The following is a 22,889-nucleotide window of genomic DNA, read 5'->3' as shown; positions in this document are numbered from 1 at the left end:
ATGCGCCAGGAAACCGCCGGTGGCCCGCTGTCGTACGACACCGACGAAGGCACGCCGACGCCGCTGCTGCGCGTGGACGGGCTGAGCGTGTCGTTCCGGACGCCGCGCGGCACGGTCCGCGCCGTGGACGGACTCGGCTTCACGGTCGAACGAGGCCGCACTCTCGCACTGGTCGGCGAGTCGGGATCGGGCAAGTCGGTCACCTCGCTCGCCGTGCTGGGACTGCACGAGGACGCCGAGGTCACCGGCTCGGTGCGGCTCGACGGCCGGGAACTGACGGGGCTTCGGCCCGCCGAACTCAGCGCCCTGCGCGGCAGGCGGATGGCCATGGTCTTCCAGGACCCGCTCTCGGGCCTGCACCCGTACTACACCGTCGGCGAACAGATCGCCGAGGCGTACCGGCGGCACTTCGGGGCGGGACGGGCCGCCGCCCGGCGCCGGGCCGTGGAGATGCTCGGCGAGGTCGGCATCCCCGAGCCCGCACGCCGGGCGGGGGAGTACCCGCACCAGTTCTCCGGCGGCATGCGGCAGCGGGTGATGATCGCCATCGCGCTGGCCTGCGAACCCGATCTGCTCATCGCGGACGAGCCGACGACCGCGTTGGACGTCACCGTGCAGGCCCAGATCCTCGAACTGCTCGCCCGCATCCAGGAGGAGCGCGGCCTCGGCGTGGTGCTGATCACCCACGACCTGGGCGTGGTCGCCCGCGTGGCGCACGAGGTCCTGGTGATGTACGGGGGCCGCGCGGCCGAACAGGCCCCGGTGGACGCGCTGTTCGCCGCACCCGCGCATCCCTACACCCGCGGGCTGCTCGACTCGCTGCCCCGGCTCGACGACCCGGACGACGCACCGCTGCGCACCATCCCCGGCTCGCCGCCGTCCCTGCTCGCGCGCGCCGGGGGCTGCGCGTTCCTCGCCCGCTGCCCGCGCGCCGCGGACGCGGAGGAGGCGGACAGACAGCGCTGCGCCGGAGAGCGGCCCCGGCCGGCCGCGCCGCCGCGGGCGGTGCCGCCCGACGGCACCTCTCACCAGGTCGCCTGCCACCTGCCCCTGCCCGCCGCCGGGCCCGGCGACGCCGCGGCCGCCGGCCTGTCGGTCCCCCCGCCCCTTCCCGCCGAGGACAGCCGATGACCGACACCCCCACCATGAGGACCGAGCACCGGACAACGCCAGGGGCCGCGCCGGACGAGGTGCCGCTGCTGTCGGTCCGCGACCTGGTCAAGACCTTCCCCGGCCGGCGCCGTCGCGGCCGGGCGACACCTCCGGTCCGGGCCGTGGACGGCATCGGCTTCGACCTCGCCGCGGGGCGCACCCTGGGGCTGGTCGGCGAGTCCGGCTGCGGCAAGTCCACCACGGGCCGGATGATCGTGCGGCTGCTGGAGCCCACCGAGGGCACCGTCGCCTTCGCCGGGCAGGACATCAGCCATCTCCCGGCAAGACGGCTCGGACCGCTGCGCCGGGACGCGCAGATGGTGTTCCAGGACCCGAACTCGTCGCTCAACCCACGGCGCACGGTGGCCCGTACGGTGGCGGACCCGCTGCTGGCGCAGGGGGAGACGGCCGGGCGCGCACGGGCCAGGGCCGCCGAGCTGCTGGACCTCGTCGGGCTGCTCCCCGAGCACCTCGACCGCTATCCGCACGAGTTCTCCGGCGGCCAGGCGCAGCGCATCGGGATCGCCCGTGCGCTGGCCACACGGCCGCGGCTGATCGTGGCCGACGAGCCGGTGTCGGCCCTCGACGTCTCGGTGCAGGCCCAGATCATCAACCTGTTCGAACGGCTGCGGTCCGAACTCGGCCTGGCCTACGTCTTCGTGGCTCACGACCTGTCGGTGGTCAAGCGCGTGTGCGACCGGGTCGCGGTGATGTACCTGGGGCGGATCGTGGAGATCGGCGACCGGGCGCGGGTGTACGGCGCTCCCGCGCATCCCTACACCACGGCGCTGCTGTCCGCGGTGCCCGTGCCCGACCCGGCGGCGGAGCGGGCCCGGGAGCGCATCGTGCTGCGCGGTGACCCGCCCAGTCCTGCCGCTCCTCCGCCGGGCTGCCCGTTCCATCCGCGCTGCCACAAGGCGCAGGACGTGTGCCGGGTGGAGCGACCGGAGCTGACGGGACCGCCGTCGCGCCAAGTGGCCTGCCATTTCCCCGAGTCCGACTGATCCCCGCCTGATCCCCGCGGCGCGCCCGGCCGCCCGGCCGAAGCACGGCCGGGCGGCCGCTACGGCTGCGGGACCGTGGGCCCGCCGGACGCCGGGGCGGGGGCGAGAACCAGTCGGCCGGCCTGCCGCGGTCCGCCGGTGAGGTGGAGGCATGGCTGACACGGGGGTGCGGCCGCCGTGGCGGGCGCACCCCCGTCCTCCCGGGCCGCGCGGCATCAGCGCGCGGCGGTCACCCACGCCTCGACGTCGTCGGCGGCACGCGGCAGGCCGGCCGACAGGCAGACGGCGCCGTCGGCGGTGATGAGGAAGTCGTCCTCGATCCGCACACCGATGCCGCGCAGGCGCGCGGGGACCGTCAGATCGTCGGGCTGGAAGTACAGGCCGGGCTCGACGGTCAGGACGTGGCCCGGCTCCAGGACCCCGTCCAGGTAGGCGCTGCTCCGGGCGTCGGCGCAGTCGTGGCAGTCGAGTCCCAGCATGTGCCCGGTGCCGCAGACGGTGTAACGGCCGTACAGGGACCGGTCGTGGCTGCCCGCACCGTTCGGGCGCAGCCCCCAGGTGTCCAGGCCCTCGGCGATGACACGCGTCGCGGCGTCGTGGAAGTCGCCGAACCGCGCGCCGGGCCGCAGCGCGGCGATGCCCGCCGACTGGGCCGCGTACACCAGGTCGTACACCTGCCGCTGGGCGTCGGTGAAGCGGCCGCCGACCGGCAGGGTCCGGGTGACGTCGCCCGTGTAGCAGGTGTCGGCCTCCACTCCGGCGTCCAGCAGAAGGAGTTCGCCGTCGCGGACGGGACCGTCGTTGCGCATCCAGTGCAGGACGCACGCGTGTGCGCCGGCCGCCGCGATCGTCTCGAATCCGAGGCCGTGACCCTCCAGCCTGGCCCGCCGGTTGAATGTGCCCTCGATCCAGCGCTCGCCGCGCGCGAGCCGCGTCGCGGCGGGCAGTTCGCCCGCCACGTCGTGGAAGGCGGCCACGGTGTGTCCCACGGCCGCGCGCATCTGCTCGACCTCCCACGCGTCCTTGACGAGCCGCAGCTCCGAGAGGAACGCGAGGAGTTCGGACTCGGCCCCGGCGACCGGCGGCGCCGCCGCGTCGACCACCGGGTCCTGGCCGCGCACCACCCGGGTCGGCACGTGCGGGGCCAGGGCGCGAGCGAGGTCGTCGCGGGGGAGGGCCGTGAGGCCCAGGGCCTCGGAGGTCTCCGCCAGGGTGCGGCGCCGGCCGGTCCAGAACTCGCCGTAGCGGCGGTCGCGGTAGAACTCGGTGCCGTTCGGCCCGCCGTCGCGCGGGGAGCGCGGCCGGGTGAACACCGTGGCGTCGTGGCCGGTGCCCGTGGGCTCCAGGACGAGGACGCTGTCCGGGACGGCGTCGGCGCCCTCGTCCGCGGTGAGGTGGAGGAACGCGGAGTGCGGCCGGAAGACGTAGTCGAAGTCGTTGCTCCGGACCTTCAGGCCGCCGGCCGGGACCACGATCCGCTCCCCGGGAAAGCGCGCGGACAGCAGCGCGCGGCGTTCGGCCGCGTACGCCGCACCGGGCAGGACCGGCACCGCCGGAGCGGCCTCGGCCCACCCTCGGGTGAAGCACTCCGCCAGCGTCGGCGCAACCGCGCGGTCGTGGCTCGCGCCCTCGCGCGGCCGTATGTCGTCTCGCACCACCGTTGCTCCGTCCGTCGGAATCCACTGGAGGCGACAGTACCATTTCACATTGTATAGAAACAGGGGGATGTCAACAGGGGGCTGTTACAGGGGGCTGTCACTCCGCCCGTGCCCCCTGGCGGCACGCTTCTGCCCGCCGGTACGCCGCGACGGCGACCACCAAATCCTCCCATCCCATCCCGGTGGTCTTGACGACCGTCGGACGGTCGCCGGGCAGGACGGCCTGCGAGGTGAGCAGGTCGGCCATCGGCACCAGGGCGCGCGGGTCGAGCCGGCCCTCCGCCACCGCCAGGACGACATCGCCGGCCTCGCGCAGCGCGCTCGCCCGGCTCTCGACGACGACCGCGGCACGCTCCAGGAGCGTGCCGTCGAGTTCCCGCGCCGACGGCTCGTGGGAGCCGACGGCCAGCACGAGCGCCGTGTCCCGGACGAGACGCCCGTCGAGGACCGGCTCGCGGGCCGAGGTCGCGGTGACCAGGACGTCGGCGGAGCGGACGCGACCGGCGACCGCCGCGCCGCCCGCGGCCAGGTGGCGGTCGGCCCAGGGCGTCGCCGCGCTGCCGCGGCGGGTGACCGCCGTGACGTCGGCGATCCGGGCGTGCGCCCGGATCGTCCGGACATGCCACTCGGCCTGCGGGCCCGCGCCGAACACCACGAGACGCAGCCCGCCCGCGGAGCTCGTCGCGCGCTCGCGCAGCCGGCCGAGGCAGGCGGCGACCGAGACCGCCGGGGTGCGCAGCGTCGTCAGCGCGACGCCGTCGAGGATCGCGGCCGGCGTCAGGGTCCGGCTGCCGTGCAGGAGATACGTCGCGTTGACGCGGTTCAGGCCGAGGGCGGTGTTGCCCGGGGCGACGGTCGCGACCTTGACCCCGAACCAGCCGCCGGCCTCGGACGGCATCAGCAGCCCCTGCCCGTTGGCCAGCGCGGTGATGACCCGCGGCATGTCGTCGTCCGGGTCGAGGCCCGCGGCCAGCGCGTCCTGGACGGCCCGGACGGCGGCGACCGGACCCAGGGCGAAGACCTGTTCCGCGTCGAGGAGTTCGGTCATCGCAGCACGAACCCGGGCAGGAGCGCGTCGCGCGGATCGACGACGAACCGGCAGGTCCCGACCGCGTGCGCGGTGCCCGTCACCGCCGTGACGACCGCGGGGATCCCATGGACCGCGGTCCGCTCGGTGATCCGGGCGCGGAAGACCGAGCCCACCACGGACTCGTGCCGCAACTCGTCCTCCGGACGCAGCTGTCCGGTGCCGGCCAGGACCGCGATCCTGGCCGAGGTGCCGGAGCCGCACGGGGACCGGTCGACCTGGCCGTCCGCGAACACCGTGATGTTGCGCTGCCGCACCAGCCGGCTGCCGTCGGCCCGCGTCCCGGCGGGCCCGCTCTCCTCGGTGAAGATCGCCCCGTAGATCCCGGACAGCCGTGCGTCGAGGGGGTGTTCGGCGGCGCGCGCGGCGTTCAGCCCGTCGCGGATCTCCCGCCCGACGGCGGTGAGTCCGGTGACGTCCTGCGGCCGGACGCGCAGCCCGACGGACGCGGCCGGCAGCACCGCGTACATCGCGCCGCCGAACGCGATGTCGACGGTGACCTTCCCGCGGGAGGTCCGCACCTCGACGCCGTGCGCGTGGACGTAGGCGGGCACGTTGGTGAACGTCGCGTCCTGGACCAGGCCGTTCCTGGTCCGCACCCGTGCCGTGACGCGCCCGGAGGGGACGTCGATCACGACGTCCGTCAGGCCGTCGGCGGGTGCCGGGACCCGGCCCGAGGCGACGGCCCAGGAGCCCAGGGCGATCGTGCCGTGCCCGCACGCCGTGGAGAACCCGTCGTTGTGCCAGAAGAGGACACCGAGGTGGGCGCCGGCGTCGTCGGGCGGGACCAGGAACCCGCCGTACATGCCCGCGTGACCGCGCGGCTCGCGGCACAGCAGCGCCCGCATCCACTGCACGTCCTCGCTGCGCGTCGCGAGGACCCTGCGCTCGGCGACGGTCGGTCCCGCACCCGTCACCTCGGCCGGGCCGTCCACGACGATCCGGAACGGTTCGCCGCCGGTATGCCAGTCGATCGTCTCGACCGGCTGAGTCCTTGCCATCCGCATCCCGCTTCCCCACAGGTGTTGTTACAGGTGTCGTTGCCCTGTGCGCCGGTGTTATGGGGCGACCGGAAACAGTGCTGGGTCCCTGAGCATTGTCCAGCCTTCACCCCAGTGCAATGTTACATATCGCTGCCCGTCTCCCCGGGCGGCTTCCCTTCGCTCCCCCCACTGGAGACGCGATGCACTGTCGATCCATCCTGCCCAGAGTTCTGGCCGCCGGTCTGGCGGCCGGAGGGCTCGTCGCCGGCCTGATGAGCACTCAGGCGGCGGCCACCAGCGACATGAGGCCTGCCTCGGCAGCGGCCGCGCAGACACCCGCCGCGGTCGTGCGGGCCGCCGAACAGCACGGGAAGGCCACACCGGCCGGAGCCGAGACCGTCCGGTCCCAGGCCGCCGCCACGAGGGCCGCGCCACTGCCCGCGAAACTGCGCGGGCAGCCGGCGGACCTGGGTTCGGCCAAGCCGTCCGAGCCGCGGCTGGCGGCGCACGCGGCATCCGAAGCGGCCGGCTCCCCCCGGCCCGCCACCGCCTCGTGCACCACGTCCGACTTCTCGGGCCGGTCCGGCGGCGGCCTGGTGGCGTACATCAAGACGGTCGACTGGAGTTCATGCATCAACCCGCTGTTCAGCCTGACCGGTCCGGACGCGCACGCCGTGTTCAACCAGTCCCAGATGCTCGCGGTGGCGAACGGCGTCGCCGACGCGGCGAGGTCCTACACCGGTGACGACTCCGGCGGCCTGTACGAGCTGATGTACTTCATGCGCGCCGGCTACTACGTGCAGTACGGGGACCCCCAGGACGTCGGCACCTATGACTCCTCGCTCCGCGGAGCCATCGAGAAGGGGTTCGACACGCTGTTCGCCGACAGCCACGCGAACGACATCAGCGCGGGCAACGGCGCTGTGCTGGAGCAGGCGTTCGTCCTCACCGACAGCGCCCAGGTGCAGGCCGACTACCTGGATGTCTACAGCCGCTACCTCAACGCCTACAGCAGCGCTTCGTGGGACGCCGTCCCGGAGATGGACCGGGCGCTGAACGCGATCTACACCCCGCTGTGGCGCGGTCCGGGGATGCCGGACTTCGTCACCGCGGTGACCGCGGATCCCGGTATCACCGACACCCTCTATCACTTCACCCTCGACCACCGCGGCCTGCTGGGCGGGGACAACGACGTCCTCGACTCGAACGCGGGCAACGACCTGGCCAACTTCCTCCAGATACCGGCCCTGCGGAGCAAGGTCCGCCCGCTCGTCAAGGGTCTGCTGGACGGCTCGTCCGTCACCGGCGCCACGGCCGGTCTGTGGGTGCACGTCGCCTACCGGGCGAGCACCGGGGACCCGGGCCAGTGCTCCTACTACGGCGTCTGCGACCTGCCGAAGCAGCTCATGGCCGCCGCGCTGCCGATCGACAACGCCTGCGGCGACTTCACCGTCCTGGCGCAGGCACTGACGGCGACGGAGCAGACCGACGTCTGCACGAGCCTGTCGAAGGAGGTCGCGTTCTACCAGAACCAGGTCGGGACCACCACGCCGATCCCCGGTGAGTACTTCGACGTGAAGATGGTCATCTTCGGGAGCCGGGCCGACTACGTGACCTACTCGTGGGCGATCTTCGGCAATGACACCGACAACGGCGGCGAGACACTGACCGGCACGCCGACCGACCCCGGCAACATCGCCTACTCCATCCTCTACCAGTGGCCGACCGACAACGGCTTCCCGGCCCGCGCGTGGAACCTCAACCATGAGTTCGCGCACGTCCAGCAGTCCATCTACGACATGAAGGGCGACTTCGGCGCCCAGATCACCGTCCCGGACGTCTGGTGGATCGAGGGCCAGGCGGAGTACGTCTCCTACTCCTACCGCAAGCTCGCCGACGACGGCGCGCTGACCGAGGCGGCCAAGCACACCTACAAGCTCAGCCAGCTCTTCCAGAACACCTACGCCATCGACGACGAGACCCGCACCTACCCGTGGGGCTACCTGGCCGTCCGGTACATGACCGAGAAGCACCCGGACCGGATCCAGGCCATGCTGGCCAAGATGCGGACGGGCGACTACCAGGGTGCCTACGCCGTCTACAACTCCATCGGCACCGGCTACGACGCCGACTTCGACGCCTGGCTCGACACCCTGGGCGGTGACGGCGGCAACGACGGCTCGGCCACGGCCTGCACCGACACCAACACACAGGCGATGGGGCAGAACTGCTTCCGGCCGGACCAGTCCCGGGTCGCCGGAGACACCGACTACCTGTGGATCTGGCTGCCCGCCGGTACCACCACCCTGAAGGTCACCACCAGCGGCGGCAGCGGCAACGCCGACCTCTACTACAACCCGACGACATGGGCCGGCCCGTCCGCCTACACCGAGAAGTCCACCGGCTCCGGCACCACCGAGAGCCTCACCGTCAGCAACCCCGAGGCGGGTTACCGGTACATCAGCCTGTACGCGGTGACCGACTTCAGCGGGGTCACCGTCACCACGTCGTTCTGATCCTCCCCGGGTCCTCCCCGGGCGGCACTGCCGAATGACCCGAAGGGCCGTGGCCCGGTCGACTCCGGTCGACCGGGCCACGGCCCTCGCCAGGTGCCGACGCCGCACCCCGTGCGCCTACCGCTGCGGGGTCCGGTAATGGCGGGCGGCCCAGGTCCGGAAGTGCGGTGCCCGGCCGATGAGTTCCTCGTAGGCGGCCAGGGCCGCGCCGAAGAGCGTCTCCGTGACCTCGTCGGACACCCGCTCCCGGTGCCAGACCAGTACATAGCGGCACCACAGCGGTGTGCCGGCCAGCGCCCTGACGACCACACCCGGGTTCGGCCGGCACGTCGCCTGGACGACGGATATCCCCAGCCCGTCGGCGATCATCCGCTGCAACTGGTCCCGGTCACCGAGATACTCGTGCACGGTGGCGGGTGTGAAACCGGCCGCCCGGAAGGCGTCGTAGCAGACACCGGGCCAGCCCGCACCGTCGTCGGGCGTCAGGAACCAGGCGTCCCCCGCCAGTTCGAGCAGCGGCACGTCCAGCCGCCCGCTCGCCGGATGGGCGGCGGGCAGGGCCACGAAGCTGGGCTCGGTGACGATGCCGCGGCGCACCAGGGCATCCGAATGCCCCAGCTCCCGTCCGGGATAGTCGACCGCGACGGCGATGTCCAGCTTGTCGTCCTCGAGCAGCCTGATGATCTCGGCCGAGGAATAGACGCTGCTCACCTGCGTGGTCAGCGCCGGCAGGACGGCGCGCGCCCGCTGGAGGAGCCCCGGCAGGATGGGCGTGTTCGTCGCCGCCACCCGCAGGACCCGATCGGTCCCGCGGCGGCCCGCGGTGGACCGGCGCCCGATCCCGTTCGCCAGCGCCACCACCTCGCGGGCCTGCACCACCACCTCGACCCCGAAGCGCGTCGGTGTCACCCCCGCGCTGCCCCGGACGAACAGGTCCTCGCCCATGAGCCGCTCGATGCGCTTCAGCTGACTGCTGACCGCGGGCTGCGAGCACCCCAGGACGGTGGCCGTCCGGCCCAGGCTCATCGTGTCGGCGATCGTGCACAGCATCCGCAGGTGTCGCAGTTCGAGTTCCATCAGCACCCGTCCCAGGTCTCTCTGGAGTGTGGCGATTTTACGTCCGGTCAGCGGTCTTCGGGGATGTCGGTGCAGGCGGGAGGAGGTGTGAAGGACCTGTGGAGGACGCCTCGTTGCCGGGGCTCCGGCCCCGGCCCCGGGACAGTCGCGGTGGCCTCATTGCTGTGCGTCGAGCCGAGGCCTTATGGTCAGTGCAATGCCACATATTACTGAAGGGCGCAGGGAAGTTGTGCCGTCGGCCGCCGCCGTACGACCGTGACCGGCCACCGACGGGTACGAGCACGACGGCATCGGCGACGAGCGGGTGTTCACCCGGCTCCGGCACCCGGTGTGCGACACAGGAGGAGGAACCACCGGTGAGCAAGGACAGACCCCCGAAACTGACCGGGATACCGGCGTTCAACGCCTACATGGGCACGCGGTGGGACACCCCGGACCGCACGCCCCCGGTGGTGCCCGGCGCCGCCGAGGCCGCGGCCGCCCACCGCGCCAGGCTCGCCGAGGCACTGCCCGGCCGGACGGTCGTGGTCGCCGCGGGCGAGGCGCCGGTCCGCAGCAACGACACCGCGTACGACTTCCGCCCGGACAGCGACTTCTACTGGCTGACCGGCTGCGCGGTCGAGAACGCCGTCGTCGTGGTGCGCGACGGCGGTGCCGTGCTCCACATCCCGCCGCCGGCCCACCCGGGCGAGCCGGGCTACTGGTCCGACGCCCGGTACGGCGAGCTGTGGGTGGGTGCCGCGCCGGGGCCCGGGGACTGGGCGCGGGCGCTCGGCATCGAGGTGCGCCCGCTGGCGGAGTTGCGCGAGGAGGTGCGGCCCGACCCGGAGGCCGCCCGCGCCCTGGCGTCCCTGCGGATGTACAAGGACGCCTGGGAGACCGGCCAGTTGAGGCAAGCGGTGGACCGCACCGTCGAGGGGTTCGCGGAGGTCGTCCGGGAGATCCCGGCCGCGATCGCCGGACGCGGCGAGCGGTGGCTTCAGGGCACCTTCGACCGGTACGCCCGCGCGTACGGCAACGGCCCCGGCTACGCGTCGATCGTCGGCAGCGGCAGGCATGCGCCCACCCTGCACTGGGTGCGCTGCGACGGGCCGGTGCTCCCGGAGGAGTTGCTGCTGCTCGACATGGGAGTGGAGGTCGCCAGCCACTACACCGCCGACGTCACCCGCACCTTCCCGGCCTCGGGGCGGTTCTCCGCCGCTCAGCGCCAGGTGCACGACCTGGTGGAGAAGGCGCACCGCGCGGGACTCGCGGCCGTCGGCCCCGGGCGCCGCTTCAGCGAGTTCCATCACGCCGCCATGGAGGTGATCGCGCACGGGCTCGACGACTGGGGCCTGCTGCCGGTCTCGGTGGACGAGGCCCTGTCCGACCACGGCCAGCAGCACCGCCGCTACCTGATCTGCGGCATCGGCCACCACCTCGGCCTCGACGTGCACGACTGCGCGCGGGCCGCCCCTGAGGCGTACCACGATGCCGCGATGGGGGAGGGGATGGTGCTCACCGTCGAGCCGGGGCTCTACTTCCACGCCCACGACCTGACGGTGCCGCCGGAGCTGCGCGGGATCGGCGTGCGCATCGAGGACGACATCCTGATCACCGCCGAGGGTTCCGACGTCCTGTCCCGCGCGCTGCCGCTGGACGCCGACGGCCTGGAGAAGTGGATGGCCGACCGGTGACCCGGTGGGTTCTACAGCATGTGACATTGTACGTGTGACATTGCACTGATAGTCTTTCGTTCCCACGAGTCAAGGAGCTGCCGCATGACCAACTCCGCGAGGCCCTGGCACGGAGTCCACGTCGCCACGGCCCTGCCGTTCCGCGACGACCTGTCGGTCGACCACGACGCCTTCGCCGAGCACGTGCGCTTCCTGGCCGCCGGCGGCTGCGACGGCGTGACGCCCAACGGCTCGCTGGGCGAGTACCAGACGCTGACCGCCGAGGAGCGCGCCCGCGTCGTCGAGACCGCCGTCCAGGCCGCCCCCGACGGCTTCGGCGTGATGCCGGGCGTCGCCGCGTACGGTGCCCTGGAGGCCCGCCGCTGGGCCGAGCAGGCCGCCGAGGCCGGTGCCACCTCGCTGCTGCTGCTGCCGCCCAACGCCTACCCGGCACAGCGGGCGGCGGTCGTGGAGCACTACCGCGAGGTCGCCAGGGTCGGGCTGCCGGTCGTGGCCTACAACAACCCGATCGACACCAAGGTCGACCTCACCCCCGAACTGCTCGCCGAACTCTTCGCGGAGGGCACGATCGTCGGCGTCAAGGAGTTCACCGGCGACGTCCGCCGGGCCTACCAGATCAGCGAGCTGGCGCCGGGCCTCGACCTCCTCGTCGGCGCCGACGACGTCCTGCTCGAACTCGGCATGGCGGGCGCCGTCGGCTGGATCGCCGGCTACCCGAACGTGATCCCGCGCAGCACCGTCGAGCTGTACCGGCTGGCCACCTCCGGCGACCCGGCCGACCTGGCCCGCGCGCTGCCGGTCTACCGCGACCTGCACCCGCTGCTGCGCTGGGACTCCAGGACCGAGTTCGTGCAGTCCATCAAACTGTCGATGGACATCGCCGGGCTCAGGGGCGGACCCTGCCGGCCGCCCCGGCTGCCGCTGCCGCCCGAACAGACGGCCCGCATCACCGCCGACACCGAAGCGGTCCTCGCCAAGGGCTACAAGTGAGGTCCCGCCGCACCTTCCACGCCGTCGACTCACACACCGAGGGCATGCCGACACGGGTCGTCGTCGGCGGCGTGGGCACCGTCCCCGGCGCCACGATGGCCGAGCGCAGACGCTGGTTCATGGAGAACAGCGACGACGTCCGCACACTGCTGATGTACGAGCCGCGCGGGCACAGCGCGATGAGCGGCGCCGTCCTCCAGCCACCGACCCGCCCCGACGCGGACTTCGGCGTGCTGTTCATCGAGGTGTCCGGCCTGCTGCCGATGTGCGGCCACGGCACGATCGGCGTCGCCACCGTCCTGGTCGAGACCGGGATGGTCCCGGTCACCGAGCCGGTCACCACCATCCGGCTGGACACCCCTGCCGGACTCGTCGTCGCCGAGGTGGCGGTCGAGGACGGCGCGGCCACCTCCGTCACCCTCGCCAACGTGCCGTCCTACGCCCACACCCTGGACGCCACCGTCGAGGTGCCCGGGTACGGCGCGGTGCGCTACGACCTCGCCTTCGGCGGCAACTTCTACGCCATCGTCGAACTCGCCGACCTCGGGCTGCCGTTCGACCGGTCCCGGGCCGGAGACCTGCTGTCCGCGGGCCTCGCGGTGATGGACGCCGTGAACGCCGCCGATCCGCCCGTCCACCCCGAGCGCGACGACATCGCCGGCTGCCACCACGTCTACCTCAAGGCCCCCGGGTCGACCGCCCGGTTGTCGCGGCACGCCATGGCCATCCACCCGGGGTGGTTCGACCGCTCACCGTGCGGCACCGGCACCAGCGCGCGGATGGCGCAGCTCCACGCCCGCGGTGAACTCGCCGTCGGACAGGAGTTCGTGAACGAGTCCTTCATCGGCACCCGCTTCACCGGACGCCTTCTCGGCGAGACCACCGTGGGCCCGTACGCCGCGGTGCTGCCCTCCCTCACCGGCCGCGCCTGGATCACCGGGACCTCCCAGTTCCACCTCGACCCGAGCGACCCCTTCCCCGCGGGATTCCTGCTGTGAACGCGCCCTCGACCGCCCGTCCGCAGAGCCGGGACCGGCGGGCGACGCCGCGCGAGCGCGTCCGGACCGCGCCGGGATCCGCACCCGTCCGGGAACCGGCGCACGCCTTCGCGGACGCGGCCGGACAGCAGGAGCCGACGGACCTCGTCGAGCGCCGTGCCCCGCGGACCGCCGGGAAACAGCCGCACCATCACACCGGCCACGCCCGTGGCCGGCGCGCAAGCGGCGCGGAGGAGCCGTGAGCACCGCACCGCTCGACGCCGCCCCGGGGACCGCGCGCAGCCGGAGCGCCGATCTGGTGATCGTCGGCGCGGGCGTCATCGGCGCGGCCGCCGCCTACTTCGCGGCGCTCGCGGGCCGCCGGGTGGTCGTCGTCGAGCGCGGCGCCCTTGCCGGTGGCACATCCAGCGCGGGGGAGGGCAACCTGCTGGTGTCCGACAAGGAGGCCGGTCCCGAACTCGATCTCGCGCTGTACTCGCAGACCGTCTGGCGCCAGGACCTCGCCGAGCACGCGGGCCGCTGGGAGTTCGAGTCCAAGGGCGGCCTCGTCGTCGCCGCGAGCGCGCGGAGCCTTGCCACGCTGCGGGAGCTGAGCGTCCACCAGCGCGCGAGCGGCGTCGAGGTCCAGGACGTAGGACAGGACCGGCTGCACGACCACGAGCCGCACCTGGCGAAGGACCTGGCCGGGGCCGCGTTCTACCCGCAGGACGCACAGGTGCAGCCGATGCTGGCGGTCGCTCACCTGCTGCGCCTCGCCCGGGACAGGGGCGCGCACGTGCGCACCGGCACCGAGGTGACCGGCTTCCTGCGCAGCGGGGACCGGGTCACCGGGGTCCGCACCAGTGCGGGCGACATCCCCGCGGGCGCCGTGCTCAACGCGGCGGGCACCTGGGCCGGCGAAGTCGCGGCCCTGGCCCGGGTCTCCGTCCCGGTCCGCCCCCGGCGCGGCTTCGTGCTCGTCACCGAGCCCCTGCCGCCGCGCACTGTCCGGCACAAGGTGTACGCCGCCGAGTACGTCGGCGACGTCGCCAGCTCCGACGCGGCCCTCCAGACCTCGCCCGTGGTGGAGGGCACCGACAGCGGGACCGTCCTCATCGGCGCCTCCCGCGAGCGGGTCGGCTTCGACCGCACGGTGTCCGTACCGGCCATCAGCACCCTCGCGGCCAAGGCCGTCGCGCTGTTCCCGATGCTGCGGCAGGTGCGGCTGATACGCGCCTACCACGGCTTCCGCCCGTACTGCCCCGACCATCTGCCCGTCATCGGTGCCGACCCGCGGGCCCCCGGCCTGTGGCACGCCTGCGCCCACGAGGGCGCCGGCATCGGACTGGCCGCCGGTACCGGCAAGTTGATCGTCCAGGCCCTGACCGGCGGGCAGCCGGACCTCGACCTGGCGCCGTTCGCCCCCGACCGCTTCCCCGACCGGCACGAGGACGTCGCCGAGGGAGTTTCCCCGTGACCCACAGGATGACCTTCCGCGGTATCGAGGTCCCCGCGCAGCCCGGTCAGAGCATCGCCGCGGCCCTGGTCGCCGCCGGGATCACCGACTGGCGCACCACCCGCGGGAAGGGCCGGCCGCGCGGCCTGTTCTGCGGCATCGGCGTCTGCTTCGACTGCCTGATCACCGTCGACGGCGCGCGCGCCGAGCGCGCCTGCCTGGTCCCCGCCGCCGACGGCATGCGGCTGGGGGACGCGCTGGAGAGCGCCGAAGCGGCGGAGCCGGGGGAGACACCGCAGGACGACGGCGATCCGGAGCCCGCCCGCGCGCGGCACCCAGAGGCCGTACGGCACACAGAGGAGGACGGCGATGGCGCACCTTCATGATGTGGCCGTGGTCGGGGCCGGTCCGGCCGGACTCGCGGCTGCCGTCGAAGCGGCGGAGGCGGGCCTCGATGTGGCCCTGGTGGACGCCGCCGGACAGCCCGGCGGCCAGTTCTGGCGGCACTTCGACGAGGACCACAGCCGTCCGGAGGACCTCCGCGGCCACCACGGGCGGTCTGCCTTCACCGGCCTGCGCGACCGGCTGTACGCCCTGAGCGCCGCCGGGCGTGTCCGCTACCTGCCAGGCCACCAGGTGTGGCTCGCCACCCGGGACGGCGACAGGAGGTTCACCCTGCGTGTCACGCCCACCGTGCCGGTCGCGGACCCGGGCCCCGCCGCCCCCGAGCCCGTCGCGGCCCGCGCGCTGATCCTGTGCCCCGGTGGATACGACCGGCAACTGCCGGTTCCTGGATGGGAGTTGCCCGGAGTCATGGCCGCGGGCGGCGTCCAGGCACTGCTCAAGGGCCACCGCACGCTCGCCGGGCGACGCGCCGTCGTCGGCGGCACCGGACCCTTCCTGCTGCCGGTGGCCGCCGGGCTCGCCCGCGCGGGCGCCCGGATCCCCGCGGTCGTCGAGGCCAACGCCACACTCGGCTGGCTGCGTGACCCGGTCGGCACCATCTCCGCGCCCGGCAAGGGGATCGAGGCCGCGCGGTACGCCGCCGTGCTCGCCCGGCACCGCGTCCCGTACCGGACCAGGACCGTCGTCCGCGCGATACTCGGCGACGGCAGGGTCGAGGCCGTGCGGATCGCGAGGCTGGACCGCCGGGGACGGCCGACCGGACCCGAACGGGAGCTCGCCGCCGACCTGGTGGCCCTCGGCTGGGGGTTCACCCCCTCGCTCGAACTCCCGCTCATGCTCGGCGCGGCGACCCGGCAGGACCTCGACGGGTCGCTCGTCGTGACGGTCGACGCGCTCCAGCGCAGCAGCGTCGACGGCGTGTACGTGGCGGGCGAGGCCACCGGCGTGGGCGGCGCCGCCCTGTCCGTCAGCGAGGGCCGGCTGAGCGCCCTCGCCCTGGCCGCCTCGCTCGGCCGCGGGCACTCCGCTGCGCCATCGGGCTCGGCCGGGGCGGCAGGCCCCGCGGCTCAGATCCGCCGCGCCCAGGCCCGCATCCGGCGGGCGCGGCGGTTCGCCGCCGCCATGCACCGCACCTACCCCGTGCCGGACGGCTGGCCGAGGTGGCTGCCGGACTCGACCGTGGTGTGCCGCTGCGAGGAGGTCACCTACGGCGACCTGTGCCGCGCCCACGACGACCTGGGCGCGACCGACGCGCGCACCCTGAAGATGCTGGCGCGTCCCGGCATGGGCTGGTGCCAGGGCAGGATCTGCGGATACGCGACGGCGGGCATCGCCGCCTGCCTCTCCGGCCGCACGGCCACCGCGGACGACCTGCGCCCGCTCTCCGGCCGCACCCCGGCGGTCCCGGTGCGTCTCGGCGAACTCGCCGCCCTGGCCGAGACCATGACAGCCGATCAGATGCCTCAGATGCCCGTGGATCCCCGGCCGGACGACGAAGAACCGGCGAACCAGGACGGTGCGTGACCCCGTGACCGAAGTGCTGAGCATCGACCCGCGCACGGGCGGGTCCCGCGGACCCGCGGCAACCGAGGCCACGGCCGCCGACGTGGACAGGGCGGTGCGGGCCGCCCACGCGACCCGCACCGCCCTGGCCGACCACCGGGCGCGGGCCGAACTGCTGCGTGCCGCAGCCGCGTCGCTGGAGAAGGACGGCGCGGAGATCATCGCCGCCGCCGACGCCGAGACGGCGCTGGGCCACGTCCGGCTCACCGGTGAACTCGCCCGCACCTGCCACCAGTTGCGTACCTTCGCCGACCTCGCCGAGAGCGGACGCCACCTGGAGGTGATCATCGACCACGCGGACCCGGACGCCCGGCCCGCGCCCCGCCCGGACCTGCGCCGCTGCAAGGTACCGCTCGGCGTGGTCGCGGTCTTCGCCGCGAGCAACTTCCCGCTGGCGTTCAGCGTTCCCGGCGGTGACACCGCCAGCGCGCTGGCCGCCGGCTGCCCCGTCGTCGTCAAGGCGCACCCCGACCACCCGCGCACCGGCGTCCTGTGCGCGCGGGCGCTGCGCACCGCTGCGGCCCAGGCCGGTCTGCCCGGGGACGTGACGGCCGTCGTCCACGGCCTCGAAGCGGGTGTCGCGCTCGTCCGCCACCCGCTCACCGCGGCCGTCGGCTTCACCGGCTCGGTGCGCGGCGGCCGGGCCCTCTTCGACATCGCCTCCGCCCGCCCCCGGCCCATCCCCTTCCACGGCGAACTCGGCAGCCTCAACCCCGTCGTGGTCACCGCCCGTGCCGCCGCCACCCGCGCCGCCGAGATCGGCACCGGACTGGCCGCCGCCTACACCCAGGGGCTGGGCCAGTTCTGCGTCAAACCGGGACTCGTCCTGCTCCCGGCGGGCGCGGACGGCGACGCGGTCGTGGCAGCCGCCGTCACGGCGCGGGTACCGTCCGGGCCGCTGCTCGACCCGCGTATGCGCGAGGCGTTCCTGGCCGGGACGCGCGCCCGCGCGGCGCTGCCCGGCGTCGAGGAAGTCCTGGCCGCGGGCGCGGCGGACGCCGCGGACGCGCCACTGTCGGTGCGCCCGGGGATACTGTCCGTCCCCGCCGGCCGGCTGGCCGTCGGCGAGGTGCACCGCGCGCTGCTCGACGAGTGCTTCGGGCCGGTCACCGTACTGGTCCGCTACGGCTGCGAAGCCGAACGGGACGCCGTGCTCGGCACGTTGACGGGCAGCCTCACCGCGACCGTGCACTTCGCGGCCGACGAGCGGGACGCGGCAGCCGCGGACCTGGTGGCCCGGCTGACCCAGCTGGCCGGGCGGGTCGTCGTCGACGGCTGGCCCACCGGCGTCACCGTCGCCCCCGCCATGCACCACGGCGGCCCGTACCCGGCCTCGACCAGCACCTCGACGTCGGTCGGCGCCACCGCGACCGAACGCTGGATGCGCCCGGTCTGCTACCAGAACACCCCGCAGGAACTGCTGCCCGCGGAACTGCGCGACGGCAACCCGCTGGGCGTGCCGCGCACGGTGGACGGCGTGTACGTGTTCCCGGAGCGGTGCTGATTCCCGCACCTTCCTGTTTCGGACCCTCGCCCCGGCTGTGCCGCCCACGACAGTCCGTCCGTACCCCCCGGCACCTCAGCAGAGGGCCGCCCGGTATGGGCCGACACGCACGGGCTGCCCCGCGTCGGAAGTCACCCTTGACCTCGCGGACCCGCCCTGAAGCGGTCGGTCACCCCCAAGGCGGGCAGGACCGTCTCCGCCACCCGGTAGGCCTCCTCCAGCAGGGGGTTCCCGGAGAGGATGAAGGTGTCGACGCCCAGGTCCCTGAACTCCGACAGCCGTTCGACGACTTGGCCGGTCGAGCCGACGATCGCCGTGCCGGGGCCGGGGCGGAACAGGCTCATCCCGGGCCACAGGTTCGGGTGCGTCTCCAACTCCCGGGCACGGGCCGGGACACGGCCGCCGTGCTGGCGGAACTGCCGCTGCCAGCCGGTGCCGTCCTCGCCCGCCCGGTCGCCGAGCTGACGCGCGTAGGTCGCCTCGCTCGTGACGTCGAGCAGCCGGTCGGCGGCGGCCCACGCCTCGTCCTCCGTGTCCCGGACGATGAGGTGCAGGCGCAGGCCGATGCGCAGGGTGCGGCCGTACGCGGCCGCGCGTTCGCGGACCCGGTCGAGCTTCTCCTTGAGGAGGTGCGGGGGTTCGCCCCAGGTGAGGTAGACGTCGACATGCTCGGCGGCCATCTCGATGCCGGGGGCCGACGAGCCGCCGAACCACAGCGGAATGTGCGGGGACTGCACCGGCTTCAGGTCGCGGAAGGAGGCGCCCGCGTCCTGGAGATCGTAGAAGCGGCCCTTGTGGTCGAAGACCTCTCCGGCGGTGAGGCGTTTGACGATCGACCAGTACTCGGCGCTCAGCTCGTAGCGTTCGTCGTGCTCGACGTGGAGACCGTACTCCTTCAGTGACTTGGTGGAGCCGTTGACGACGTTGAAGCGGAGGCGCCCGCCGAAGAGGGTGTCGAAGCTGAGGGCCATCTTCGCGAGCAGCGTCGGCGAGATCAGGCCCGGGTGGACGGCCAGGAGCGGCTGGAAGGCCGGGCCGGTCGAGGCGGCCAGGGCGCTGCCGAGGGGCCACACGTCGTAGAGGTCGGTGGCGAGCAGGGCTCCGGTGTAGCCGAGGCGTTCGACGGTCCCGGCGAGCTGCTGGAGGTAGCCGAGGTCGATCGGGCGGCGGCCCGCCGGTTCCCAGGGGTAGGCGCCTTCGCGGGGGATGATGTACCAGAGGACTTCGGGTGCGTCGTGGGTCGTCGTCACGGTCGGGCCTGCCCCGCCCGCGCCACGGCGTCCGCGACCGTCACCGGCCGCTCGATGAACCCGGTGCGCGCGAAGATGTCCGCCGCTTCCTGCTGTTCGGCGAGGAACGCGTCCGTGACGTCCTCGATGCGCCAGGGCAGTGCCTTCAGGGCGGTCTCCCAGTCGGCGACGGCGCCGCCCTGGTCCCCGGCTGCGGTCTCGGCGGCCTCGCGGGGGTGCGTCCGCGCCCAGTCGTCCGCCCTCCGCAGGGCGCGGACCAGCGCGGCGACGATCTCGGGCCGCTGCTCGGCGAGGTCGCGGCGGGCGAAGAAGACGGACCGGTCGGTGATGACGTCGGCGGTGGGCACCAGGACGCGGACCTCGCCGGTGCGCAGCGCGGCGACGAGCTGCGGGCCCTGCGCCACCCAGGCCTCGATCTCCCGTGCCCGCAGCCGGTGCTCGCTGTCCTCGTCGGACCGTACGGCCGTGATGTCGGTGGCGTAGGAGAGCCCGGCTCCGTCCAGGAGCTTGGCCACGAGGTGGGTCTGCCAGGAGCCGATGGCGAGGTGCACGGTGGCACCCTTCAGGTCGGCCGCGGTGCGCAGCGGGCTGTCCGCCGGGACGAGGAGGGCACCGTGGTCGGGGCGTGGCGCGGAGACGGCGGTGTAGACGATGTCGTGCCCGGCGGCCTGCGCGGTGATCGGCGGGGTGGAGCCGGTGCCGCCGAAGTCGATGACGCCCTCGGTCAGGAGCGGCCCGGTGCGCACCCCGTCGGTGTACCTGTGGAAGGCGGCGGTCTCACCGATCGAGGCCAGTTCTTCCTGGGCGTAGTCGAGGCGGGAGAGGTGGTAGAGCGTCGGGTTGCTGTGGTGGACGCCGATGGTGACGGTCATGTCAGTGAGCTCCTGTGGTGAGAGGCGTGAGGGGCGTGAGAGGCGTGAGAGGCGTTTGAGGTGAAGAAGGCGAAAGGGGTGTGGCCGGGTGGACGCCGAGGTCGGTGAGGAGGCGGCGGCGCAGCGAGGCGAAGGCGGGGTCGCCCGGGTCGCGGGGGCGGTCGACGGTGACGGCCTCGTCGGTGACGAGCTGCCCGTCGCGCAGGACGCAGACCCGGTCGGCGAGGCGGACCGCCTCGTCCACGTCGTGGGTGACGAGGAGGACGGCGGGCCGGTGGACCCGGCACAGGTCGCCGACGAGGTCCTGCATCTTGAGGCGGGTGAGCGCGTCGAGCGCGGCGAAAGGCTCGTCCAGGAGCAGGAGTTCGGGTTCGCGGACCAGGGCACGGGCGAGAGCCACCCGCTGGGCCTCACCGCCCGAGAGGGTCGCGGGCCAGGCGTCGGCGTGCCGGTCGAGGCCGACCTCGGTGAGGGCGGTGCGGGCGCGCTGTCGCGTGGCGCGGCCGCGCGGCAGGGCGACGGCGACGTTCGCGAGGACCTTCTTGGACGGGACGAGGCGCGGTTCCTGGAAGACGACGGTGCGGGCCCGCGGGACGAGCACCTCACCGCCGTCGGCCCGGTCGAGCGCGCCGAGGATGCGCAGCAGGGTCGTCTTGCCGCTCCCGCTCGCGCCGAGCAGGGCGACGAACTCGCCACGCCGGATGGTGAGTTCCAGGCCGTCGAGCACGGCGCGGTCGCCGAAGACGCGGCGCAGTCCCCGGATGCGGACGGCGGTGCCGTCGGTGGTCACGGCGGGGCCGGTCATCGCGTCGCCCCTTGTCCTGCCGCGCGCCACGGCATGAGGACGCGTTCGAGGAGGCGTACGACGGTGTCGGCGGTGAGTCCGAGCAGCCCGTAGATCAGGATGCAGACCGCGAGGACGTCGGTACGGGCGTAGCTCTGGGCCTGCGCCATCAGGTAGCCGATGCCCGCCGTGGCGTTGATCTCCTCGGCGGCGATCAAGGCGATCACGCTGAGCGTCATGGACAGGCGCAGTCCCGCGAGGAGCGAGGGCAGCGCGCCGGGCAGGACGACCTCGCGGACCACGGCGAGGCGGCCCATGCCGAAGCTGCGCATGGCCTCGACCAGTTTGCGGTCGGCGTTGCGGACACCGCCGTACGTGGAGACGTACATGGGGAAGGTGGTGGCGACCGCGATGAGGAGGATCTTCGCGGTCTCGTTGATCCCGAACCAGACCATGAAGAGGGGCACCAGGGAGAGGAACGGGATGGTGCGCAGGGTCTGGAGGGAGGAATCGAGGAGTTCGTCGCCCAGGCGGGTGAAGCCCGTGACGACGCCGAGGACCAGACCGGCGGTGAGCCCGATGACGAGTCCGATGCCGGCGCGGGCGAGGGAGGCGGCGAGCGCGTCGGAGAGCTGGCCGTTGCCCCACAACTCCGCCACCGCTGCGACGACGTGTGCGGGCGAGGCGAGTACGTCCTGGGTGAGGGCGCCGGTCGCGGAGGCGGTCCACCACGCGGCGAGCAGGCCGAGCGGGCCGAGGGCCCGGATGACGGCCGTGTGTCCGCGACGGCGCGTACGGACGCGCGGCGGCCGGGGCGCGACCAGCGTCGTGACCTGTGCGTCTGCTGGTGCTTGTGCCTCGGCCGGTGGCTGCGCCTGCGCCTGTCCCTGTCCCTGCACCTGCGCCTGTGCCTGTGCCTGTGCCTGTGCCGTCATGACAGTTTCTCCACGTCCAGGACGTGGGCGGCGATGTCCACGGTCTTCTCGGTGACCTTCTGCTCGGCGTAGAACCGGGCGACGTCCTCGAAGCGCTCGATGTCCGCCCGGGTGACGGGTTCGACGGTGCCGCCCTGCCGCGTGATGGCTATCTGGGCCGTCTTCGCGGCGCCGGTGAGGGCCTGCGGTCCCGCGTCGGTGTTCACGTTCAGGTACGCCGCCGGGTCCTGCTTCTCCTTGGCGCTGGCGGTGTGGAGGTAGTCGTAGAGCGCGCGCACGACCTCGGGATGCTGGTCGGCGAAGGCGGTGCGCACGGCGGTGAGGCTGTAGTTGTCCGAGCCGATCTGCCGGCCGGTGGCGACGAACTTCGCCTTGCCGGTGCCGAGTTCGGCGACCGAGTACGTCGCCCAGACCGCCCAGGCGTCGACCTTGCCGCTGTTGAAGACGGCCGCGGTCTGGTCGGGCCGCAGACGGACCCGCTCCACCCGGGAGGCGGGGATGTGGTGCGCGGCGAGCGCCTTGAGGAGGAGGTACTCGCCGGTTCCGCCCTGGTTGACGGCGACCTTCCTGCCGACGAGATCCCCGACGGAGTCGATGCCGGAGCCCGTTCTGGCGAGGATGCCCTCGCCCACGCCGTCGGGTGCGGTCGCCGTGAAGAACTTGAAGCCGGGCGTCTGGGTGAGCGAGGTGATGCCGGAGGTGATGGAGCCGGTGGCGATGTCGAGCTGGTTCGCGTTCATGGCCTGCGCGGCGGGCGCGAACGGGCCCGCGCTGCCGGTCCACTCGACCTTCGCGTGCACCTTCGCGAGCGCCTTGTCGAGGCTGCCGTCCTTCTTCCCGACGGCGAGGACGCCGGAGTTGCCGGGGTCGGGGATGCGGACGGTGATCTGCCCGCTCCCGCCCTTCCCGGCGTCGGCCTGCGAGGTGCCGCAGCCGGCGGCGAAGGCGGTGAGCGCCGCGGCTGCGGCGAGGGCGGTGACGGATTTCGGTGTGCGCATGG

The 22,889-nt window shown here is 73.5% G+C and carries 19 protein-coding genes; 10 read left to right on the top strand and 9 right to left on the bottom strand.

Going from position 1 to position 22,889, the window contains the following annotated elements; translation table 11 throughout:
• Together ACWDYF_RS10830 and ACWDYF_RS10825 are read left to right on the top strand one after the other, a co-directional pair.
• Positions 1-1,131, top strand: coding sequence for an ABC transporter ATP-binding protein (locus ACWDYF_RS10830; RefSeq protein ID WP_389467770.1), 1,131 nt, complete (start codon positions 1-3; stop codon positions 1,129-1,131).
• Positions 1,128-2,156, top strand: coding sequence for an ABC transporter ATP-binding protein (locus ACWDYF_RS10825; RefSeq protein WP_389467768.1), 1,029 nt, complete (start codon positions 1,128-1,130; stop codon positions 2,154-2,156). Before ACWDYF_RS10830 ends, ACWDYF_RS10825 begins: the two co-directional genes overlap by 4 nt.
• Before the next feature lie 215 nt (positions 2,157-2,371).
• On the opposite strand, the gene ACWDYF_RS10820 is transcribed toward ACWDYF_RS10825, so the two are convergent.
• The 3 genes from ACWDYF_RS10820 to ACWDYF_RS10810 all read right to left on the bottom strand — a co-directional run bounded on the left by ACWDYF_RS10820 (position 2,372) and on the right by ACWDYF_RS10810 (position 5,908).
• Entirely contained in the window at positions 2,372-3,814 is a 1,443-nt protein-coding gene (locus ACWDYF_RS10820; protein ID WP_389467766.1) for an aminopeptidase P family protein, read from the bottom strand.
• Between the two features lie 97 nt (positions 3,815-3,911).
• Positions 3,912-4,862 carry an ornithine cyclodeaminase family protein gene (locus ACWDYF_RS10815; protein ID WP_389467763.1) on the bottom strand — a complete coding sequence of 317 codons (951 nt, stop codon included), beginning with the start codon at positions 4,860-4,862 and terminating at the stop codon, positions 3,912-3,914.
• Positions 4,859-5,908, bottom strand: a complete 1,050-nt coding sequence (locus ACWDYF_RS10810; RefSeq protein WP_389467761.1) for a proline racemase family protein — start codon at positions 5,906-5,908, stop codon at positions 4,859-4,861. Before ACWDYF_RS10810 ends, ACWDYF_RS10815 begins: the two co-directional genes overlap by 4 nt.
• 176 nt (positions 5,909-6,084) lie before the next feature.
• Here ACWDYF_RS10810 and ACWDYF_RS10805 point away from each other — a divergent pair, with 176 nt between their 5' ends.
• Positions 6,085-8,400: a M9 family metallopeptidase gene (locus tag ACWDYF_RS10805; protein WP_389467758.1), complete on the top strand. Its 2,316-nt coding sequence runs from the start codon at positions 6,085-6,087 to the stop codon at positions 8,398-8,400.
• A gap of 117 nt (positions 8,401-8,517) precedes the next feature.
• Here ACWDYF_RS10805 and ACWDYF_RS10800 read toward each other — a convergent pair whose 3' ends face one another.
• Positions 8,518-9,477: a LysR family transcriptional regulator gene (locus tag ACWDYF_RS10800; protein ID WP_381736445.1), complete on the bottom strand. Its 960-nt coding sequence runs from the start codon at positions 9,475-9,477 to the stop codon at positions 8,518-8,520.
• Between the two features lie 356 nt (positions 9,478-9,833).
• Between ACWDYF_RS10800 and ACWDYF_RS10795 the strand changes: the two genes are divergently transcribed.
• From ACWDYF_RS10795 to ACWDYF_RS10765, 7 genes are all read left to right on the top strand, one after another.
• Positions 9,834-11,153, top strand: coding sequence for an aminopeptidase P family protein (locus ACWDYF_RS10795; protein ID WP_389467754.1), 1,320 nt, complete (start codon positions 9,834-9,836; stop codon positions 11,151-11,153).
• An 84-nt stretch (positions 11,154-11,237) separates the two neighbouring features.
• Complete coding sequence (locus ACWDYF_RS10790) at positions 11,238-12,143, top strand: dihydrodipicolinate synthase family protein (RefSeq protein WP_389467751.1); 906 nt, start codon at positions 11,238-11,240, stop codon at positions 12,141-12,143.
• A complete protein-coding gene (locus ACWDYF_RS10785) occupies positions 12,140-13,141 on the top strand; it encodes a proline racemase family protein (RefSeq protein ID WP_018565796.1) in 1,002 nt (333 codons plus the stop codon). The genes ACWDYF_RS10790 and ACWDYF_RS10785 overlap by 4 nt, the downstream gene beginning before the upstream one ends.
• Before the next feature lie 238 nt (positions 13,142-13,379).
• Positions 13,380-14,597, top strand: a complete 1,218-nt coding sequence (locus tag ACWDYF_RS10780) for an NAD(P)/FAD-dependent oxidoreductase (protein WP_389467744.1) — start codon at positions 13,380-13,382, stop codon at positions 14,595-14,597.
• Positions 14,594-14,962, top strand: a complete 369-nt coding sequence (locus tag ACWDYF_RS10775; protein WP_389467741.1) for a (2Fe-2S)-binding protein — start codon at positions 14,594-14,596, stop codon at positions 14,960-14,962. Before ACWDYF_RS10780 ends, ACWDYF_RS10775 begins: the two co-directional genes overlap by 4 nt.
• On the top strand, positions 14,946-16,505 hold the full coding sequence (locus ACWDYF_RS10770; RefSeq protein WP_389467739.1) for an FAD-dependent oxidoreductase: 1,560 nt from the start codon (positions 14,946-14,948) through the stop codon (positions 16,503-16,505). Before ACWDYF_RS10775 ends, ACWDYF_RS10770 begins: the two co-directional genes overlap by 17 nt.
• 13 nt (positions 16,506-16,518) lie before the next feature.
• On the top strand, positions 16,519-18,048 hold the full coding sequence (locus tag ACWDYF_RS10765; protein WP_389467915.1) for an aldehyde dehydrogenase family protein: 1,530 nt from the start codon (positions 16,519-16,521) through the stop codon (positions 18,046-18,048).
• Positions 18,049-18,179: 131 nt separating this feature from the next.
• On the opposite strand, the gene ACWDYF_RS10760 is transcribed toward ACWDYF_RS10765, so the two are convergent.
• Genes ACWDYF_RS10760 through ACWDYF_RS10740 form a run of 5 tightly spaced genes read right to left on the bottom strand, consistent with a single transcriptional unit; the run spans position 18,180 to position 22,887 of the window.
• Entirely contained in the window at positions 18,180-19,298 is a 1,119-nt protein-coding gene (locus tag ACWDYF_RS10760) for an LLM class flavin-dependent oxidoreductase (protein ID WP_389467737.1), read from the bottom strand.
• Positions 19,295-20,170, bottom strand: a complete 876-nt coding sequence (locus tag ACWDYF_RS10755; RefSeq protein WP_389467735.1) for an ABC transporter substrate-binding protein — start codon at positions 20,168-20,170, stop codon at positions 19,295-19,297. The genes ACWDYF_RS10760 and ACWDYF_RS10755 overlap by 4 nt, the downstream gene beginning before the upstream one ends.
• A gap of 1 nt (position 20,171) precedes the next feature.
• Positions 20,172-20,975 carry an ABC transporter ATP-binding protein gene (locus ACWDYF_RS10750; protein WP_389467732.1) on the bottom strand — a complete coding sequence of 268 codons (804 nt, stop codon included), beginning with the start codon at positions 20,973-20,975 and terminating at the stop codon, positions 20,172-20,174.
• On the bottom strand, positions 20,972-21,889 hold the full coding sequence (locus ACWDYF_RS10745; RefSeq protein WP_389467730.1) for an ABC transporter permease: 918 nt from the start codon (positions 21,887-21,889) through the stop codon (positions 20,972-20,974). Before ACWDYF_RS10745 ends, ACWDYF_RS10750 begins: the two co-directional genes overlap by 4 nt.
• Positions 21,886-22,887 (bottom strand): NrtA/SsuA/CpmA family ABC transporter substrate-binding protein, encoded by a 1,002-nt coding sequence (locus ACWDYF_RS10740; protein WP_389467728.1) that lies wholly within the window; start codon positions 22,885-22,887, stop codon positions 21,886-21,888. Before ACWDYF_RS10740 ends, ACWDYF_RS10745 begins: the two co-directional genes overlap by 4 nt.
• Positions 22,888-22,889 lie beyond the last annotated feature (2 nt).

It is taken from the genome of Streptomyces sp. NPDC003284 (assembly GCF_053589675.1).
The sequence above is the reverse complement of the archived record's forward strand: the minus strand, read 5'-3'. Positions and strand labels throughout refer to the sequence as shown.

Bases quoted from the DNA above. Each gene is read 5' to 3' on its own strand.
- ACWDYF_RS10830 (WP_389467770.1), top strand. From the start codon at position 1: ATGCGCCAGGAAACCGCCGGTGGCCCGCTGTCGTACGACACCGACGAA.
- ACWDYF_RS10825 (WP_389467768.1), top strand. From the start codon at position 1,128: ATGACCGACACCCCCACCATGAGGACCGAGCACCGGACAACGCCAGGG.
- ACWDYF_RS10815 (WP_389467763.1), bottom strand. From the start codon at position 4,862: ATGACCGAACTCCTCGACGCGGAACAGGTCTTCGCCCTGGGTCCGGTC.
- ACWDYF_RS10810 (WP_389467761.1), bottom strand. From the start codon at position 5,908: ATGCGGATGGCAAGGACTCAGCCGGTCGAGACGATCGACTGGCATACC.
- ACWDYF_RS10805 (WP_389467758.1), top strand. From the start codon at position 6,085: ATGCACTGTCGATCCATCCTGCCCAGAGTTCTGGCCGCCGGTCTGGCG.
- ACWDYF_RS10800 (WP_381736445.1), bottom strand. From the start codon at position 9,477: ATGGAACTCGAACTGCGACACCTGCGGATGCTGTGCACGATCGCCGAC.
- ACWDYF_RS10790 (WP_389467751.1), top strand. From the start codon at position 11,238: ATGACCAACTCCGCGAGGCCCTGGCACGGAGTCCACGTCGCCACGGCC.
- ACWDYF_RS10770 (WP_389467739.1), top strand. From the start codon at position 14,946: ATGGCGCACCTTCATGATGTGGCCGTGGTCGGGGCCGGTCCGGCCGGA.
- ACWDYF_RS10755 (WP_389467735.1), bottom strand. From the start codon at position 20,170: ATGACCGTCACCATCGGCGTCCACCACAGCAACCCGACGCTCTACCAC.
- ACWDYF_RS10750 (WP_389467732.1), bottom strand. From the start codon at position 20,975: ATGACCGGCCCCGCCGTGACCACCGACGGCACCGCCGTCCGCATCCGG.
- ACWDYF_RS10745 (WP_389467730.1), bottom strand. From the start codon at position 21,889: ATGACGGCACAGGCACAGGCACAGGCACAGGCGCAGGTGCAGGGACAG.
- ACWDYF_RS10740 (WP_389467728.1), bottom strand. From the start codon at position 22,887: ATGCGCACACCGAAATCCGTCACCGCCCTCGCCGCAGCCGCGGCGCTC.